Annotated in this window: 16 protein-coding genes; 13 read left to right on the top strand and 3 right to left on the bottom strand. The window is 66.5% G+C overall.

Features of this window, described 5'->3' with window-relative positions:
- The first annotated feature begins 14 nt into the window (after positions 1-14).
- From lgt to NP825_RS11610, 6 genes are all read left to right on the top strand, one after another.
- On the top strand, positions 15-836 hold the full coding sequence (lgt, locus tag NP825_RS11585; protein WP_257551384.1) for a prolipoprotein diacylglyceryl transferase: 822 nt from the start codon (positions 15-17) through the stop codon (positions 834-836).
- Complete coding sequence (locus tag NP825_RS11590; RefSeq protein ID WP_374046489.1) at positions 829-1,893, top strand: class I SAM-dependent methyltransferase; 1,065 nt, start codon at positions 829-831, stop codon at positions 1,891-1,893. The genes lgt and NP825_RS11590 overlap by 8 nt, the downstream gene beginning before the upstream one ends.
- Positions 1,890-2,408, top strand: coding sequence for a GNAT family N-acetyltransferase (locus tag NP825_RS11595; protein ID WP_257543543.1), 519 nt, complete (start codon positions 1,890-1,892; stop codon positions 2,406-2,408). The genes NP825_RS11590 and NP825_RS11595 overlap by 4 nt, the downstream gene beginning before the upstream one ends.
- Positions 2,405-3,175 carry a peptidoglycan editing factor PgeF gene (gene pgeF, locus NP825_RS11600; protein WP_257543546.1) on the top strand — a complete coding sequence of 257 codons (771 nt, stop codon included), beginning with the start codon at positions 2,405-2,407 and terminating at the stop codon, positions 3,173-3,175. The genes NP825_RS11595 and pgeF overlap by 4 nt, the downstream gene beginning before the upstream one ends.
- Before the next feature lie 111 nt (positions 3,176-3,286).
- Complete coding sequence (locus NP825_RS11605; RefSeq protein ID WP_257543548.1) at positions 3,287-4,570, top strand: MFS transporter; 1,284 nt, start codon at positions 3,287-3,289, stop codon at positions 4,568-4,570.
- Between the two features lie 84 nt (positions 4,571-4,654).
- Positions 4,655-5,947, top strand: coding sequence for a cystathionine gamma-synthase family protein (locus NP825_RS11610; protein ID WP_257543550.1), 1,293 nt, complete (start codon positions 4,655-4,657; stop codon positions 5,945-5,947).
- Positions 5,948-6,049: 102 nt separating this feature from the next.
- Here the strand turns inward: NP825_RS11610 and NP825_RS11615 are convergent, their stop codons facing one another.
- Positions 6,050-6,769, bottom strand: coding sequence for an HAD family phosphatase (locus tag NP825_RS11615; RefSeq protein WP_257543552.1), 720 nt, complete (start codon positions 6,767-6,769; stop codon positions 6,050-6,052).
- A gap of 89 nt (positions 6,770-6,858) precedes the next feature.
- Between NP825_RS11615 and NP825_RS11620 the strand changes: the two genes are divergently transcribed.
- The 6 genes from NP825_RS11620 (at position 6,859) to NP825_RS11645 (ending at position 11,438) form a co-directional block, all read left to right on the top strand.
- The gene (locus NP825_RS11620; protein WP_257543554.1) at positions 6,859-7,965 is read left to right on the top strand and encodes an ABC transporter permease; all 1,107 of its coding nucleotides are present in this window, start codon (positions 6,859-6,861) and stop codon (positions 7,963-7,965) included.
- Positions 7,965-8,831, top strand: coding sequence for an ABC transporter ATP-binding protein (locus NP825_RS11625; RefSeq protein ID WP_257543558.1), 867 nt, complete (start codon positions 7,965-7,967; stop codon positions 8,829-8,831). The genes NP825_RS11620 and NP825_RS11625 overlap by 1 nt, the downstream gene beginning before the upstream one ends.
- Positions 8,831-9,772 carry an MlaD family protein gene (locus NP825_RS11630; protein WP_257543560.1) on the top strand — a complete coding sequence of 314 codons (942 nt, stop codon included), beginning with the start codon at positions 8,831-8,833 and terminating at the stop codon, positions 9,770-9,772. The genes NP825_RS11625 and NP825_RS11630 overlap by 1 nt, the downstream gene beginning before the upstream one ends.
- An 11-nt stretch (positions 9,773-9,783) precedes the next feature.
- On the top strand, positions 9,784-10,380 hold the full coding sequence (locus tag NP825_RS11635; RefSeq protein WP_257543562.1) for an ABC-type transport auxiliary lipoprotein family protein: 597 nt from the start codon (positions 9,784-9,786) through the stop codon (positions 10,378-10,380).
- Positions 10,381-10,599: 219 nt separating this feature from the next.
- Positions 10,600-10,920, top strand: coding sequence for a multidrug efflux SMR transporter (locus NP825_RS11640; protein WP_257543565.1), 321 nt, complete (start codon positions 10,600-10,602; stop codon positions 10,918-10,920).
- 221 nt (positions 10,921-11,141) lie between these two features.
- A complete protein-coding gene (locus NP825_RS11645) occupies positions 11,142-11,438 on the top strand; it encodes a hypothetical protein (RefSeq protein ID WP_257543567.1) in 297 nt (98 codons plus the stop codon).
- On the opposite strand, the gene pepN is transcribed toward NP825_RS11645, so the two are convergent.
- Positions 11,439-14,033: an aminopeptidase N gene (gene pepN, locus NP825_RS11650; RefSeq protein ID WP_257543569.1), complete on the bottom strand. Its 2,595-nt coding sequence runs from the start codon at positions 14,031-14,033 to the stop codon at positions 11,439-11,441.
- 47 nt (positions 14,034-14,080) lie between these two features.
- On the opposite strand from pepN, the gene NP825_RS11655 reads away from it, so the two are divergent.
- Complete coding sequence (locus NP825_RS11655) at positions 14,081-14,872, top strand: SDR family NAD(P)-dependent oxidoreductase (protein ID WP_257543571.1); 792 nt, start codon at positions 14,081-14,083, stop codon at positions 14,870-14,872.
- A gap of 28 nt (positions 14,873-14,900) precedes the next feature.
- Here the strand turns inward: NP825_RS11655 and NP825_RS11660 are convergent, their stop codons facing one another.
- Entirely contained in the window at positions 14,901-16,166 is a 1,266-nt protein-coding gene (locus NP825_RS11660) for a DUF445 domain-containing protein (RefSeq protein ID WP_257543573.1), read from the bottom strand.
- Between the last annotated feature and the right edge of the window lie 212 nt (positions 16,167-16,378).

The following is a 16,378-nucleotide window of genomic DNA, read 5'->3' on the forward strand; positions in this document are numbered from 1 at the left end:
ACTTCCGGGAATTCATGGGAGAGCATAGCGAGATCGCGTTCAGCGTCTTCGGCCTGCCGATCCGCTGGTATGCGCTCGCTTATCTCGCGGGCATCTTCCTCGGCTATTGGTATCTTCTCAAACTGATCGCGCAGCCCGGCGCCCCGATGGCGCGCCGCCATGCCGACGACATGATCTTCTATGCCATGCTCGGCATCATCCTCGGCGGCCGGCTCGGTTACGTCCTCTTCTATAATTTCGAGGTTTATTCGCAAAAGCCGCTCGATATCTTTCGCCTGTGGGACGGCGGCATGTCGCTGCACGGCGGGGTGATCGGGGTGCTGATCGCCATCTGGTATGTGACGCGCAAGGAAAAGCTGAGCTTCCTGCGCTTTTGCGACTATATCGCCTGTGTCGTGCCGATCGGGCTGTTCCTCGGCCGCCTCGCCAATTTCGTCAACGGCGAGCTGTGGGGCCGCGTCGCCTACGTCCCTTGGGCGATCGTCTTTCCGAACGGCGGCCCCGAACCGCGCCATCCGAGCCAGCTTTACGAAGCCGGACTCGAAGGAATCGTGATGATGGCGGTGCTCGCCTTCTTCTTCTGGCGCACCGACGCGCGCTACAAGCCGGGTTTCCTGTTCGGGCTCGCGGCGATCGTCTATGGCCTCAGCCGCTTCACCGTCGAGTTCGTGCGTGAGCCGGACGTCCAGCGCCAGTGGGTGGTCGACATGACCGGCCTGTCGATGGGCCAGTTGCTGACGGTGCCGATGATCCTCGCCGGCGTCTGGCTCGTCGCAACCGCGAAGGGACGCCGCCAGCGCGTCGAGCCGATCGCGGGGACGGACAGCGTTGCGTGACGCTCCGCCGACCCCCGAACGCTTGATCCAGGATATCGGCGCCGCCCGGCCGACGACGGTCGCCGACTATATGGCGGCCGCGAACGCGCATTATTATGCGACCCGCGATCCGCTCGGCGCGGCGGGCGACTTCACCACCGCGCCCGAGATCAGCCAGATGTTCGGCGAACTGATCGGCCTCTGGATCGCCGACCTGTGGACCCGCGCGGGGCGCCCGCCCTTCCGCTATGTCGAGCTCGGCCCCGGCCGCGGCACGCTCGCCGCCGATGCGCTGCGCGCGGCGTCGCGCTTCGGCTGCGCGCCGCTCGGCATCCATCTGGTCGAGACGAGCCCGGCCTTGCGCGCCGCCCAATCGGCGCGGCTGGCGGGGGCCGAGCATCATGACGAGGTCGATGCGCTGCCGGGCGACGCGCCGCTGGTCATCGTCGCGAACGAATTTTTCGATGCGCTGCCGATCCACCAATATGTCCGCACGGCAACAGGCTGGCGCGAGCGCATGGTCGAACGCCGCGACGGGAGGCTGGCACCCATCGCAGGCTCGATCCCGGCCGACGACGCCATTCCCCCTGCCCTTTGCGGCCAGCCCGAAGACACGATCGTCGAAACCGCGCCGGTCGCGGCGGCGATCATCCAGCGCTGCGCCTTCCGTCTCGCGCGGCAGAGCGGCGCGATGCTGACGATCGATTATGGTCATGCCGGACCCGCCGCGGGCGACACGTTGCAGGCGGTCAAGGCCCATCGCTTCGCCGATCCCTTCGCCAATCCCGGCGAGGCCGACCTGACCGCGCATGTCGATTTCACCGCGCTCGCCGAGGCCGCACGGCCCGCCGGGGTGGCGGTCAGCGACCTTGCAACGCAAGGCGACTGGCTTCGCCGGCTCGGCATAGACGCGCGGCTGAAAACATTGACGGCCGCGGCGCCCGGGCGCGCCGACGAGCTTAAGGGCCAACGCGACCGGCTTGTCGAAGCCGATGCGATGGGGGATTTGTTCAAGCTGATCGCCCTCACCGCCCCCGGCTGGCCGCAGCCGGCAGGATTTACCGGAGACCCCGCATGACCGCCATCCAGCTTGCGAACGCCGAAGAGGCCGCGGAACTGTCGCGCTTCGCCGAGGCGTCCTTCGTCCACACCTTCGGCCATATCTACGACCCCGCAGACCTTGCCGCCTTCCTCGCCGACTGGAATCCGCCCGCGCGAATCGCGGCGCAGATTGCCGACCCCGAATGGACGATCGCGCTGATCCGCGGCGGCAACAGCGCGATCCTCGGCTTCGCGAAACTCGGCCCGATCGATTTCCCGATTCCCGCAGGGCATCCCACCGCCGACGCGACCGAACTTCACCAGCTTTACGTCGCGCCCGAAGCCAAGGGCACCGGGGTCGCGGCGGCGCTGATGGACTGGGGAATCAGCTGGGCGCGGGAGCGCGCATCGATCCTCTATCTGTCGGTCTTCACCGAAAATCCGCGCGCGCAGGCCTTTTATCGCCGCTATGGTTTCGTCGACATCGGACGCAACGCGTTTCGCGTCGGCAACCATATCGACGAGGACCGTATCTGGAGGCTTGACCTGTGACCCCGCCTTTCACCACCGCCGCGCCGCTCGCGGGCGTGCCGCACGGCTTCTTCGGGCGCCACGGCGGCGTGTCGAGCGGCGATCTCGCGTCGCTCAATTGCGGGCTCGGGTCGAACGACGATCCGGCGCTGATCGCCGAGAACCGCCGCCGCGCCGCCGATGCGATCTTGCCCGGCGCGGCACTGACGGGCCTCTATCAGGTGCATGGAAACCGCTGCGTCATCGTCGATGCGGCGAGCGATCTGGCCGCGCGGCCCGAGGCCGACGCGCTCGCGACGCGCACCCCCGGCCTGCTGCTCGGCATCCTGACCGCCGACTGCATCCCGGTGCTGTTCGCCGATGCGGCGGCGGGGGTCGTCGGCGCCGCCCATGCCGGGTGGAAAGGCGCAATCGCCGGGGTCACCGACGCGACGCTCGACGCGATGGAAAGCCTGGGCGCGACCCGCGCGCATATCGTCGCCGCGATCGGCCCGTGCATCGGCCGCGCCTCCTACGAAGTCGACGAGGCTTTCGTGCAGCGCTTCGTCGCCCACGATCCGGCGAACGAGCGTTTCTTCGCGGCGAGCCAGCCGGGGCACGCGATGTTCGACATTGCCGCCTATGTCGCCGCGCGCCTCGCCGCGGCGGGCGTCGCGACGGTCGCCATCGGCGGGCAGGATACTTATGCGGAGGAAGCCGATTATTTCAGCTATCGCCGCGCGTGCCACAGGCAAGAGAATGGCTATGGGCGGCAGATTTCGGTGATCGGGCTCAAACAGCCAAGCTAATCTTCGTCATCCCGGCGAAGGCCGGGATCTCGCCGGTGCGTCAGAACGATGGGGTGAGATCCCGGCCTTCGCCGGGATGACGTGTGAAGACCGATAGAATTGGGGGACGGAATGAAAGCCCTGGCGATACCGCGCAAGCGCCTGCTGTCGATCATCGGCGGCTCGGCGGGCAATCTGGTCGAATGGTACGACTGGTTCGCCTATGCCGCCTTCGCCATCTATTTCGCCCCGGTCTTCTTTCCAAAGGAAGATCCGACCGCGCAGCTTTTGAGCACCGCGACGATCTTTGCCGTCGGCTTCGTCATGCGGCCGATCGGCGCATGGGCGATGGGGCGTTTCGCCGACGCGCGCGGGCGCAAGGCGGGACTGACGCTGTCGGTCGCGCTGATGTTCGGCGGCTCGCTGCTGCTCGCCGCCGCGCCGACCTATGCGCAGGCGGGGCTGTTCGGCCCCGCGGTGCTGATCGCCGCGCGCATCCTCCAGGGCCTGTCGCTCGGCGGCGAATATGGCGCGAGCGCAACCTATCTGTCCGAAATGGCGCCGCGCGCGCATCGCGGCTTCTGGGCCAGCTTCCAATATCTGACGCTGATCGGCGGCCAGCTTTGCGCGATCTTCGTCGCGATCGTGCTGCAGGCCTTTCTGACCGAGGCCGAACTGACCGCCTGGGGCTGGCGCATTCCCTTTGTCATCGGCGCGCTGCTCGCATTCGGCGTCTATGTGCTGCGCCGCAGCCTCGCCGAAACGCCGTCGTTCGAGAATCAGGCGGTCGACCGCCCGGTTTCGACCGCGAAGCTCTTGTGGAAAGAGCATCGGCGCGAAAGCATCCTCGTCGGGATGCTGTCAGCGGGCGGCGGGCTCGGCGCCTATACCTACATTACCTATATGCAGAAATTCCTGTTCAACAGCGTCGGCTTCGACAAGGAGACCGCGACCTGGATCATTGCCGCGGCGCTGCTGTGGTTCGCGGCGATGCAGCCGGTGTTCGGCGCGCTCGCCGACCGCTTCGGACGCAAGCCGATGCTGCTGCTGTTCGGGATCGGCGGCGCGATCGTCGCGGCGCCGACCTTCTTCGCGCTCGAAACCGTCACCTCGCCGGTGACCGCGACGCTGCTGATCCTCGTGCCGCTGACCCTGCAGAGCGGCTATACCGCGAACAATGCGCTGGTGAAGGCCGAACTGTTTCCCGCGCATATTCGCGGGCTCGGTGTCGCGCTCCCCTATGCGATCGGCAATGCGATCTTCGGCGGCACGGTCGAGATGGTCGCGCTCTGGCTCAAGGGCCAGGGGGTCGAATGGCTCTTCTATTTCTATGTCGCCGCCGTGATCGCGATGGCGGGCGTCGCGACCTTGCTGCTGCCCGAAACGAGGGACCGCAGCCTGATCGTCGAGGATTGATCGGGTGGGATTGGCCCGCGCAATTTAGTTACAATCGAAACCGGTGCTGTTATAGCGTGGCCGATCATTCACAGGAGCATTCCCATGGCCATGCGCGGCACCCCCAAGACGAACGGCAAGAAAATCGGCGACCGCGACCTCAGTCCCGCGACGCTGATGATGGGGCTCGGCTATGATCCCGTGCTGTCCGAAGGATCGCTGAAGCCGCCGATCTTCCTGACCTCGACCTTCGCCTTCGAAAGCGCCGCGGCGGGCAAGCGTTTCTTCGAGCATATCACCGGCAAGCGCCAGGGCCCCGCCGACGGTCTCGTCTATTCGCGCTTCAACGGGCCGAACCAGGAAATCCTCGAGGACCGGCTCGCGGTCTGGGACGGCGCCGACGACAGCCTTGTCTTTTCGAGCGGCATGTCGGCGATCGCCACGCTGCTCCTCGCGCTCGTCGGTCAGAACGACGTGATCGTCCATTCGGGGCCGCTCTATGCCGCGACCGAGACGCTGATCGCGCGCATCCTGTCGCGCTTCGGGATCAGCTTCGTCGATTTTCCCGCCGGCGCGACGCGCGAGGAACTCGACGCGATCCTGGCGCGCGCAAAGGCGCTGGCCGACGAAAAGGGCGGCAAGGTGTCGCTCGTCTATCTCGAAAGCCCGGCGAACCCGACCAACGCGCTCGTCGATGTCGAGGCAGTGCGCGCGGCGCGCGACGCGGTCTTCCCCGGCGAGCAGAAGCCCGCGATCGCGATCGACAACACCTTCCTCGGCCCGCTCTGGCAGCAGCCGCTGAAGCAGGGTGCCGAACTCGTCGTCTACAGCCTCACCAAATATGCCGGCGGCCATTCGGATCTCGTGGCGGGCGGCGTGTCGGGCGACCAGAAACTGATCGACGTCATCCGCCCGATGCGTAACACGATCGGTACGATCTGCGATCCCAACACCGCGTGGATGCTGCTGCGCAGCCTCGAAACGCTCGAACTGCGCATGAGCCGCGCGGGCGAGAATGCACTGAAGGTCTGCACCTTCCTGCGCGATCATCCGAAGGTCGAGGGGCTCGGTTATCTCGGCTTCATTGCTGATCCGCGCCAGAAGGATATTTTCGACCGCCATTGCTCGGGCGCGGGGTCGACCTTTTCGCTGTTCATCAAGGGCGGCGAGGCCGAGAGCTTCCGCTTCCTCGACGCGCTCAAGATCGCCAAGCTCGCCGTCAGCCTCGGCGGCACCGAGACGCTGGCAAGCCACCCCGCCGCGATGACCCACCTGTCGGTCCCCGAAGAGCGCAAGAAGGCGCTGGGCATCACCGACAATCTGGTGCGCGTGTCGATCGGGATCGAGAATGCCGACGACCTGATCGCCGATTTCGCGCAGGCGCTGGACGCGGTTTGAGCCCGTTCGTCATTGCGAGGAGCGGAGCGACGAAGCAATCTCCAGCTATCGGCAAGACGGAACGATGGCTGGAGATTGCTTCGCTTCGCTCGCAATGACGGTTTATTTCTTTTTCCGCCAATCCACCACCTGCCAGCCCATCGTCGGCGCCAGCTTCTTCAGCTTGCGCGACGGCGTCGTCGCGACCGCTTCGTTGGCGAAGTGCAGCATCGGATGGTCGGAGACATGATCCGAATAGGCGCGGATATACGCCTGATCCCGCGTGATGTCATTCGCGGCGAGCCAGTCCGAGATGCGCGCGAACTTCGCCTCGCCATAGCAATTGTCGCCCGCCAGCCGCGCGTGGACATGGTCGCCGCCGTCGGCTTCGTCGAGCCGCGTCGCAAGCACGTCGTCGATCCCGAGCCGCCGCGCGATCGCATCGACATAAAGGTGGAAGGACGCGGTCGCGAGGAGCAGCCGATACCCCGCGGCGCGGTCGGCAGCGATCTGGTCAAGCGCCGCGGCGTGCAGCCCGCGCGCGATCACCTTGTCGGCATAGCTTTCGGCGAGCGGCGCGATTTCGCTGCGGCGAAAGCGCTTGCCGACGAGCAGGCGGAGGTTGATCGCTTTCAGCCGCGACCGGTCGATCAGACGCAACGCATAGCCCGCACCCACAAGCCCGACGAGCGGCAGCAGCAGCAGACGCCACGGCTGGCGCCGCCTCGCAACGTGCATCAGGAACCCGCTGTAAGTCCCTGATCGCGTTATCGTCCGGTCCATGTCGTACATCGCGACGCGATGAACGGGATCGGGTGCGGACGGGGCGGACGGCGTTTCCATGGAACCGACAATAGGGCGCCGCGCCGCTGCGGCCAAGAGGCGGGAATTGCTTGCCGCGCCACGGCAAATAAGACAATGTCCCCCGCGAGATGGTGGCCAGAGCGGACTTTGATTACAGCGACGGCGCCGAGGGGGCCGCGGTTCGCTTTACCGGCCGGTTGACGCTGGCGCGTCTCGGCGACCTTCCGCAAAGGCTGGACGCGGTCGGGCCGGTCGCGTCGATCGACCTGTCGGGGGTCGAAAGGATCGACACCGTCGGCGCCTGGATCGTCACCCGCACCGTCAACGAATATGGCGCCAAGGTCACCGGCGCGAGCCCCGAGGCCGAACGGCTGCTCGAGGCGCTGAAGGACGACAAGAGCGAATATCGCGTCCACCTGGGCCGCCGCTCGACGATCGAGCGGATGCTCGAACAGGTCGGCGCGGCGAGTCTCGCGGTATGGGGCGAGTTGATCGGCATCATCGATTTCTTCGGCGCGATGATCATCGCGCTGGGCATCCAGATCCGCGCGCGGCGGCGGCTGCGCTGGCACGCGGTCGTCACCCGTTTCCAGACCGTCGGCGTCGATGCCCTCCCCATCATCGGCCTGATGAGCTTCCTGATCGGTATCGTCATCGCGCAGCAGGGCGCGGTGCAGCTCGAGCAATTCGGGCTGGAGGTGTTCACGATCAACCTCGTCGGCCGCGCCTCGATCCGCGAACTCGGCCTGCTGATGACCGCGATCATGGTCGCGGGGCGATCGGGATCGGCCTTTGCGGCGCAGATCGGCACGATGAAGCTGACCGAGGAAATCGACGCGATGCGCACGATCGGCGTTTCGCCGATGGAGGCGATCGTGCTGCCGCGCGTCGCCGCCTCGACGATCACCATGCCGCTGCTCGGCTTCTATGCCAGTATCTGCGCGATCATCGGCGGCGGCGTCTTCTGCTGGGCGGGGCTCGACATCCCGCCGCTCACCTATGTGCAGCGGCTGCGCGAGATCATCCCGATGCACGATTTCTGGATCATGCTGATCAAGGCGCCGGTGTTCGGCATCCTGATCGGCGTCACCGGCTGCTACGAAGGGATGCAGGTGCGCCAGAATGCCGAGGAAGTCGGCAAGCGCACAACCTCCGCCGTCGTCGCCGCGATCTTCCTCGTCATCGTCCTCGACGCCTTTTTCGCGGTCTTCTTCTCGTCGCTGGGATGGAATTGATGAGCGAAGAGATACAGGCCGAGATTCGGGAAGAGCTTGCGGCCGCGGAAGCGGTGCGGCCCGAGACGTTCGAATATGCGATCCGTATCCGCGGGCTGCGCAACCAGTTCGGCGACGCGGTGATCCACGACGGGCTTGATCTCGACGTGCGCTCGGGCGAGATTTTGGGCGTCGTCGGCGGCTCGGGGACCGGCAAGTCGGTGCTGATGCGCTCGATCGTCGGGCTGCAGACCCCGACCGCGGGCGAGATCGAAGTTTACGGCAAGACGCTCGACACCATCACCGACGCCGAGGAATCGCGCGACCTCCGTCGCCGCTGGGGGGTGATGTTCCAGGGCGGCGCGCTGTTTTCGACGCTGAGCGTCGCGGAGAATATCCAGGTTCCCTTGCGCGAATATTATCCGCGGCTCGACCAGCAATTGCTCGACGAGATCGCCGCCTACAAGGTGTCGATGGTCGGCCTGCCCCCCGATGCCGGTCCCAAATATCCCGCCGAACTGTCGGGCGGCATGGTCAAGCGCGCCGGCCTTGCGCGCGCGCTCGCGCTCGACCCCGCGCTGCTCTTTCTCGACGAGCCGACCGCGGGCCTCGACCCGATCGGCGCCGCCAAGTTCGACGAACTGATCCGCGAACTCGCCGACACGATGGGGCTCACCGTCTTCCTGATCACCCACGATCTCGACTCGCTCTATGCGACCTGCGACCGCGTCGCCGTGCTGGCGGAGAAGAAGGTGATCGCGGTCGGCACCATCCCGGAACTGCTTGCCACCGAGCATCCGTGGATACAGGATTATTTCAACGGCCCGCGCGGCCGGGCGGCCGCCGGCTGCAATATCGCGGCAGAGCGGCAGGATAGGAAAAGCTGATGGAAACACGCTCGAACAATGTGCTTGTCGGCGCGTTCGTCCTCTTCTTCATGGCCGCGCTCGCGGTGTTCTTCGTCTGGCTCGCGAACGACAGCGGCGGCACGAAACGCGCCTATGACATCTTCTTCAAACAGTCGGTCGACGGCCTCAACAAGGGCGCGCAGGTGCAGTTTTCGGGTGTTCCCGCCGGGCAGGTCCGCGAAATCGCGCTGTGGCCCGACGATCCGCAGTTCGTCCGCGTGCGGATCGAGGTGAACGAGGGCGTGCCGATCCTCCAGGGCACGACCGCCGCGCTCGAAGGCGTCGGCTTCACCGGCGTCTCGCAGATTTCGCTCGACGGCGCGGTCAAGGGGGCGCCGCCGATCACCGACAAGGGGCCGGCGGGCAAGCCCGTCATCCCGACGCGCGTCGGCGGACTCGGCGAGTTGCTGAACACCGCGCCGCAGCTCCTGCAACGCCTCTCGACGCTGTCCGAGCGGCTCGCCGAACTCGTCGACGATGAGAATCAGGCGAGCATCAAGGGCATCCTCAACAATGTCGAGGCGTCGACCGCGATCCTCGCGCGCAACGGCCCGGCGCTCGAAAAGGCGCTCGCCGACACGCGCATCGCGATCCAGCAGACCGGCAACGCCGCCGAGCAGATCGGCAATCTCGCCGCCTCGGCGCAGGGGACGATCGACCGCAACGTCGATCCGGCGATGGCGAATCTGCGCGATACGCTGCAATCGGCGAATGAATCGATGAAGACGCTGGAGGCGGCGATCGCCGACGCGCGGCCGGGGCTCAAGACCTTCAGCGACACCACCGTTCCCGAAGCCAATGCGCTGATCCGCGACCTGCGCCGCACCTCCGCCTCGCTGTCGAGCCTGACCGACAAGCTCGACCAACAGGGCGCGGGCGCGGTGCTGGGCGGTAGCAAGCTGCCCGATTACAAGAAATGAGGATGCCGACAATGCGAACGCTCCGCACTTCCCTGCTTGTCGCAACTGCGGCGGTGACGCTTTCCGGCTGCATCGGGCTGGGCGGCAAGACCCCGCCTTTCCTGCTGACGCTCGACGCCGACGCGGCACCGACCGCCGGGACCGCGCGCACCGCGAGCGACGCGGCGACGCTGACCATCCTGATTCCCACCGCGCCGCAGAAGCTGCGTACCCCGCGCATTCCGGTGCAGCAGGACGATGCCAGCGTCGCCTATGTCAAGGATGCGCAATGGGTTGAGGCGCCGCAACGCCTGTTCCAGCGGCTCGTCTCCGAAACCGTCGCCGCGCGCACTTCGCGCGTCGTGCTCGACGAGGGGCAATATCTGACCGCGCCGGGCGAGCAGCTCGCAGGGCAGCTCATGGACTTCGGGGTCGACGCGCGCGCGAACGAGGCTGTCGTCGTCTATCAGGCAATGCTGGTCTCTGCCGGCGGCAAGAGCGTCACCCAGCGCCGCTTCGAGGTGCGGGAGCCGATCGCGGGCAAGATCGAGGCGAAACCCGTCGGCGAAGCGCTGACCGCCGCCGCGAACAAGGTCGCGGTCGAGGTCGCGGACTGGCTGGGAGGCTAATCTTCTTTTGGTAAAAAGACTGCGCGCTCCCGCGAAGGCGGGAGCCCATCTCCGATCCGCGCGATCTTGAACCGGTGGGAGATGGGCCCCTGCCTTCGCAGGGGCACGACAGTCTTTCACTTCAACCGATCATGCTTTAAGGGCGCCGCCTTGCGTGCCTCTTTCGGGTTTCCGGCATGCGCTCTCTCCACGAGCCCGCCGATCTGAAAGGACATGCTCGTGGGATGGATCATCCTCGCCATCGCCGTTTTCACCGAAATCTGTTGGGCGCTGAGCCTGAAATGGGCCGCGACGCTCGGGACGTGGCAGGCGTCGGCGATTCCCGTCACGCTGAGCTTCGTCAACATGGCGCTGCTCGCGCTGGCGATGCGCGAGATTTCGGCGGGCACTGCCTATGCGATCTGGACCGGGCTCGGCGCGGTCGGGGTCATCATCGGCGGGATCGTGCTGTTCGGCGAGAAGGTGAGCGGCGCGCAGGTCGGATTCATGGCGCTGATCGTCGTCGGCGTGGTCGGGACGAAGCTGTTTTCGACGGGGTGATGAAGGGCCGGAAGCGACGCTTAGCATCTCTTAACCTCGTCATTCCCGCGAAAGCGGGAACCCAGTGTGGGGTCAGCCGACGCTCGCTCTGGGTTCCCGCTTTCGCGGGAACGACAAAGCTATCTCGAACAGAAGCGATCGAAGCATTGCCCCCCAACGGTCGATTGCAAAGATCGACGACCTAAATATACTTCGGCTAATTCATTGCGGAAGGTCACTCGATGGGCGTCATTACGGTTTTGCTATTATTGCTTTTCCCGATCGCGCAAGGCGCTGTGATATTTGGAACAGCGTATCTCTGGCTCCGTATGCTCGAAACATCGAGTCGATCAGCCAAAGCATCCGCGATGGCCGTTTCCTACGCGGTCTGGATCGCCGTTACGATCGGCGGCTATACGATGCTTGGCGGCGAGGGTGGGCTGATGGACGGCTTCGGCCTCGTTCTTATCCTCTGTTTTACCGCCTTGCTGAGTTCGTTCGTTTATCTCGTCCTGTGGACAAGACACAGGCACGCCTAATCATCCCATCAAGCTCTTGCTCGCCTGCTCGGTCGTGTCGCGCGACAGGCCCGGCTGCGCCAGGATGCGCTCCAGTTCGGCCCGCATCATCGCCGCGCGCGCGTCGTCGAAGCGGCGCCAGCGGCCGAGCGGCGGGATCATCTTGGCCGCGGTCTGCGGATTCTTCGGATCGAGTGCAATCACGAGATCGGCAATCAGCCGGTAGCCCGCACCGTCGGCCTGGTGGAAGGCCGCCTGGTTGCCGGTGAAGGCGCCGTAGAGCGACCGGACGCGGTTGGGGTTCGCGAGGGTGAAATCGGGATGCTCCGCCAGCGCCTTCACTGCGGCGACCGTGTCGGGACGCATCGACCAGGCCTGCACCTGGAACCATTTGTCGAGCACGAGCGGATTGTCGCGATAGCGCTGGTAGAAGATGTCGAGCGCCGCCACGCGTTCGTCGCTGTCGCCATGCGCCAGCGTCGCGAGCGCCGCCTGTCGCTCGGTCATGCCGTCGGCGCCCGAGAAGACGCCGAATGCCAGCGCCTCGACGTCGGCGCGGCCGGTCGCGGCAAGATAGGCGAGCGCGACGCCGCGCAGCCGGCGGCGACCCTTGGCGGCGGGGGTGAGGTCGGTCGCGGGCGGTGCCGTCTCGGCGAGTATCGCGCGCCACTCGCTTTCGAGCGCGTCGCCGATCGCCGCCTGCAGCGCGAGCCGTTCGCGCCGGATCGCGTCGGGGTCGACAGTGACCATCTGGTCGCCGATGAAGGCTTCGCTGGGCAGCAACACCGCCTCGGCGACGAAAGCAGCGTCGGCGGCGCGCCCGGCGAGCGTCTGCCCGACCGCATCGATCACCGCCCGGGCATCGGCCTTTTCGCCCGATACCGCCGCGACGAGCGTGTCGAGCATCAACTGCTGCAACGCCTCGTAGCGCGCGAAGGGATCGTCGTCGTGCGCCGCGAGCCACGCGAGTTCGCCCGGCGCGCGCTCGAAATCGACGATCACGGGCGCCGAGAAACCGCGATTGACCGAAAGCGCCGGGCGCGCCGCGAAGGCGCCAAGCGCGATACGCTGCGCGGCATCGGTCAGCGTGACGAGCGTGTCGGGCAGCGCGGCACCGCTACCGTCCATCGCGAAGGCGGCGATGCGCAGCGGCATCATCGCCGGCTGCTTGTCGGGCTGCCCCGGGGTCGGCGGCACCGTCTGCGCGACGTCGAGGAACCAGTCGCCGCCCTCTTCGACCAGCACCAGCCCCAGCCGCGGCGTTCCCGCCTGTTCATACCAGCGGCGGAACCCGGCAAGGTCGATGTTCCCGCCCTCCTCCATCGCGCGCACGAAATCCTCGCACGTCGCGGCCTCGCCGTCGTGGCGCGCGAAATAGAGGTCGGTGCCCTTGCGGAAACGCTCCGGCCCCATCAGCGTCGCCATCATGCGGATGATCTCGGCGCCCTTGTTGTAGACGGTCGCGGTATAGAAGTTCGAGATCTCCTGATAGCTGTCGGGGCGGATCGGGTGCGCGAGCGGCCCCGCATCCTCGGGGAATTGCGCGGCGCGGAGCAGCCGGACGTCCTCGATCCGCTTGACCGCGGGCGAGCCCATGTCGGCCGAAAAGCTCTGGTCGCGAAAGACGGTGAAGCCTTCCTTCAGCGAGAGCTGAAACCAGTCGCGGCAGGTGACGCGGTTGCCCGACCAGTTATGGAAATATTCGTGCGCGACGACGCCCTCGATCCCGTCATAATCGACATCGGTCGCGGTGTCGGGGTCGGCGAGGATATAGCGGGTGTTGAAGACATTGAGCCCCTTATTCTCCATCGCCCCCATGTTGAAATCGCTGACCGCGACGATGTTGAACAGGTCGAGATCGTACTCGCGGCCATAGACGCGCTCGTCCCACGCCATGCTGGCCTTGAGCGCCTGCATCGCGTGGTGGGTGCGCTCGACGTCGCCCTCACGCACCCAGATGCCGAGTTCGACCCTGCGGCCCGACTGGGTGACGAATTCATCGCGGTTGACGACGAGATCGCCCGCGACGAGCGCGAAGAGATAGGAGGGCTTCGGCCACGGATCCTCCCACAGCGCCCAGTGGTTACCCGCCTCGCCCTCACCCGAGGCGACGCAATTGCCGTTCGAAAGCAGAATCGGGAAGCTCGCCTTGTCGCCTTCCATCCGCACCTTGTAGCGGCTCAGGACGTCGGGGCGGTCGGGGTGGAAGGTGATGCGGCGAAAGCCCTCGGCCTCGCACTGGGTGCAGAGCATGGCGTTCGAGGCATAGAGCCCCATGAGCTGGCTGTTCGCCGCCGGATCGATGACGGTGTCGACCTCGACCGTCGCCGCGGCGCGGTCGCCCAGATCGACGATCAGGTCGGGCCCCTCCATGCGCCAGCCGTTCCAGCTTTCGCCGTCGACGCGAACGTCCCGCGGCGTCAGCCCGTCGCCGCGCAGCGTCAGCAGCACCGGCGCATCGCCATGGCGGACGACCGACAGCGCGCTACTTACCCGCGTTTCGTCGATGCCGAGCGCGAAATCGAGCGCGATGTCGGGGATCTGCCATTCGGGCGGGCGATAGTCGCCGCGATGGATGGTGACGGGAACGGCGGGAGAGGAAGAAGCGTCGGTCATGCGCGAAGGTCTAGGCGCGGGGCGCCAAGCGCGCAATAAGCGCTGCGATGGCGAAGATGCTGATTTTCGGAATGGGTTATGCAGCGGGGCACCTCGCCGGACGGCTCGGCGCGCGCGGCTGGGAGGTCGTGGGCACCACGCGCGATGGCCGCGCGGACAGCCTGGCGTTTGCGGACGAGGCCGCGGTGCTCGGCGCGCTGCGCTCGGCGACGCATATCCTGTCGTCGGTGCCGCCGACCAATGGCGCCGATCCGGTACTCGCGCGCTATGGAGAGGCGATCGCCGTCGCGCCCGCGACCTGGGTCGGCTATCTATCCTCGACAGGGGTCTATGGCGATACCGGCGGGGCGTGGGTCGACGAAAGCGCGCCGGTCAGGGGCCGCCGCGCCGACCGCAACGCCGCCGATGCCGCGTGGGCCGCGCTGCGCGGCGATGCGCGCCTGTTCCGCCTTCCCGGCATCTACGGCCCCGGCCGCTCGATCCTCGACCGCATCGGCGAAGGCCGCGCACACCGGATCGACCTGCCCGGGCAAGTGTTCAGCCGCATCCATGTCGACGACATCGCAGGCGGCGTCATCGCCTCGTTCGCGGGACCGGCGGGGATATATAATCTCGCCGACGACGAACCGTGCCATCAGAACCGGCTCGTCGAATGGGGGTGCGCGATGCTCAGCGCGCCGGCGCCACCGCTCCAGTCGCTGGACGATGCGGGTCTGTCGCCTGCCGCGCGCGCTTTCTATGCCGAGAACCGGCGCGTCGCGAACGGCAAGGCGAAGCGATTGCTGAGGTGGGCGCCGAAATATCCGACGTGGCGCGAGGGATTAGCCGCCTGCTTGTAGCCTCGTCCCCCGAAGGCGGGGGCGACGGTCAGATCCAGATATCCACCGCGTGGATCGCCACCCCCACCAGCCCGCCGACCAATGTGCCGTTGATACGGATATATTGCAGGTCGTCGCCGACCGCATTTTCCAGCCGATCGGTGATCGTCTTGGCATCCCAGCCGCGGATCGTGTCCGACACCAGCTTCAGCGCCGTCTCGCCATAGCTGTCGACCATGCCGACGACCGCGCGGCGCGCGTAGCGGTTGAGGGTGCGCTTGATCGCCTCGTCCTCGCCCAGCATCGCGCCGAACTGGATGACGAGTTCCCCGATGCGCCCCGCGAGCATCGTTTCGGGGTCACGCGCCGCCCTGAGCAGCGCGCCGCGTCCCTGTTCCCAGAGGCCGTCGAGCCAGCGCTTGACCGCCTTGTTCTCGAGCAGTTCGTCGCGCACCGCCGCGACCTTCGCCTTGACCTCGGGATCGTGCTGAAGGTCGAGCGCCATCTTGGCGAGCCCTTCCTCGACGCGGAGGCGCAGCGGGTGCGTCTCGTCGGCCGCCATTTCGGCAAGCAGCTTCGACAGGCCCGCGACGATGCGGTTCGAGATGCTTTCGTCGAGCCCGGTGAAGCGGACGATCGCATTGCTGTTGTCGTGAACCATCTGGTGGATCAGATGCTCGTTGAGCTCGAGCGTTTTCGACCCCCATTTGACCATCGCGTCGAGCAGGGGCTGGTGCCGCCCCTCGGCAAGCGCCGCCTGCATCGCCTGGCCGAGCAGCGGTGCGACGTCGAGTTCGCGCAGGCGGTCGGCGATCGCCGACTTGACCATGCCGCCCAGCCGCTGCTGGTCGAGCGCGCCCAAGGCATCGGCGATGATCCGCGAGGCGCCGAGCTTGAGCCGCCCGCCGCCCTCGGCGGGCTGCGACAGGAATTTGCCGACCGCGCCCGCGACGTCGAGCGTCTGCATCTTGCGCGCGATCAGCCGCGGCAACAGGAAATTGGTGAGCAGGAAACGCGCGAGCGTGTCGCCGATGCGGTTCTTGTTGCGCGGCACGATCGCGGTATGGGGGATCGGCAGACCCATCGGGTGGCGGAACAGCGCGGTGACCGCGAACCAGTCGGCCAGCCCGCCGACCATCGCCGCCTCGGCAAAGGCGCGGACGAAGCCGACCGCGGGATGGACATCCTGATAATATTTGGCGGCCACGAAAATCGCCGCCATCACGATCAGCAACCCGGTCGCAACGATACGGATATTGAGCCCGCCGGTCGGAACGGCAACGCCAATCGGCCGGGGGGAAGCGCGGTCGGTCATCCTCATCAAATGGCGAAACGCGCCGAAGGTTGCAACCGGCGCGACTCCATTGAACCGTGTATTCCAGAAACACCGATTCCCCGAGCGAAGCCGAGGGGCCATGCCGAGCGCAGTCGAGGCTGCGACGGTGCGGGTTCTCGCTTCGCTCGAACGAGCCCCTCGACTTCGCTCGGGGAATCGGATGGTTCGGATTTCATCCGGTTCGGCATGAT

The organism is Sphingopyxis sp. DBS4 (genome assembly GCF_024628865.1).
Classification (GTDB): Bacteria; Pseudomonadota; Alphaproteobacteria; order Sphingomonadales; family Sphingomonadaceae; genus Sphingopyxis.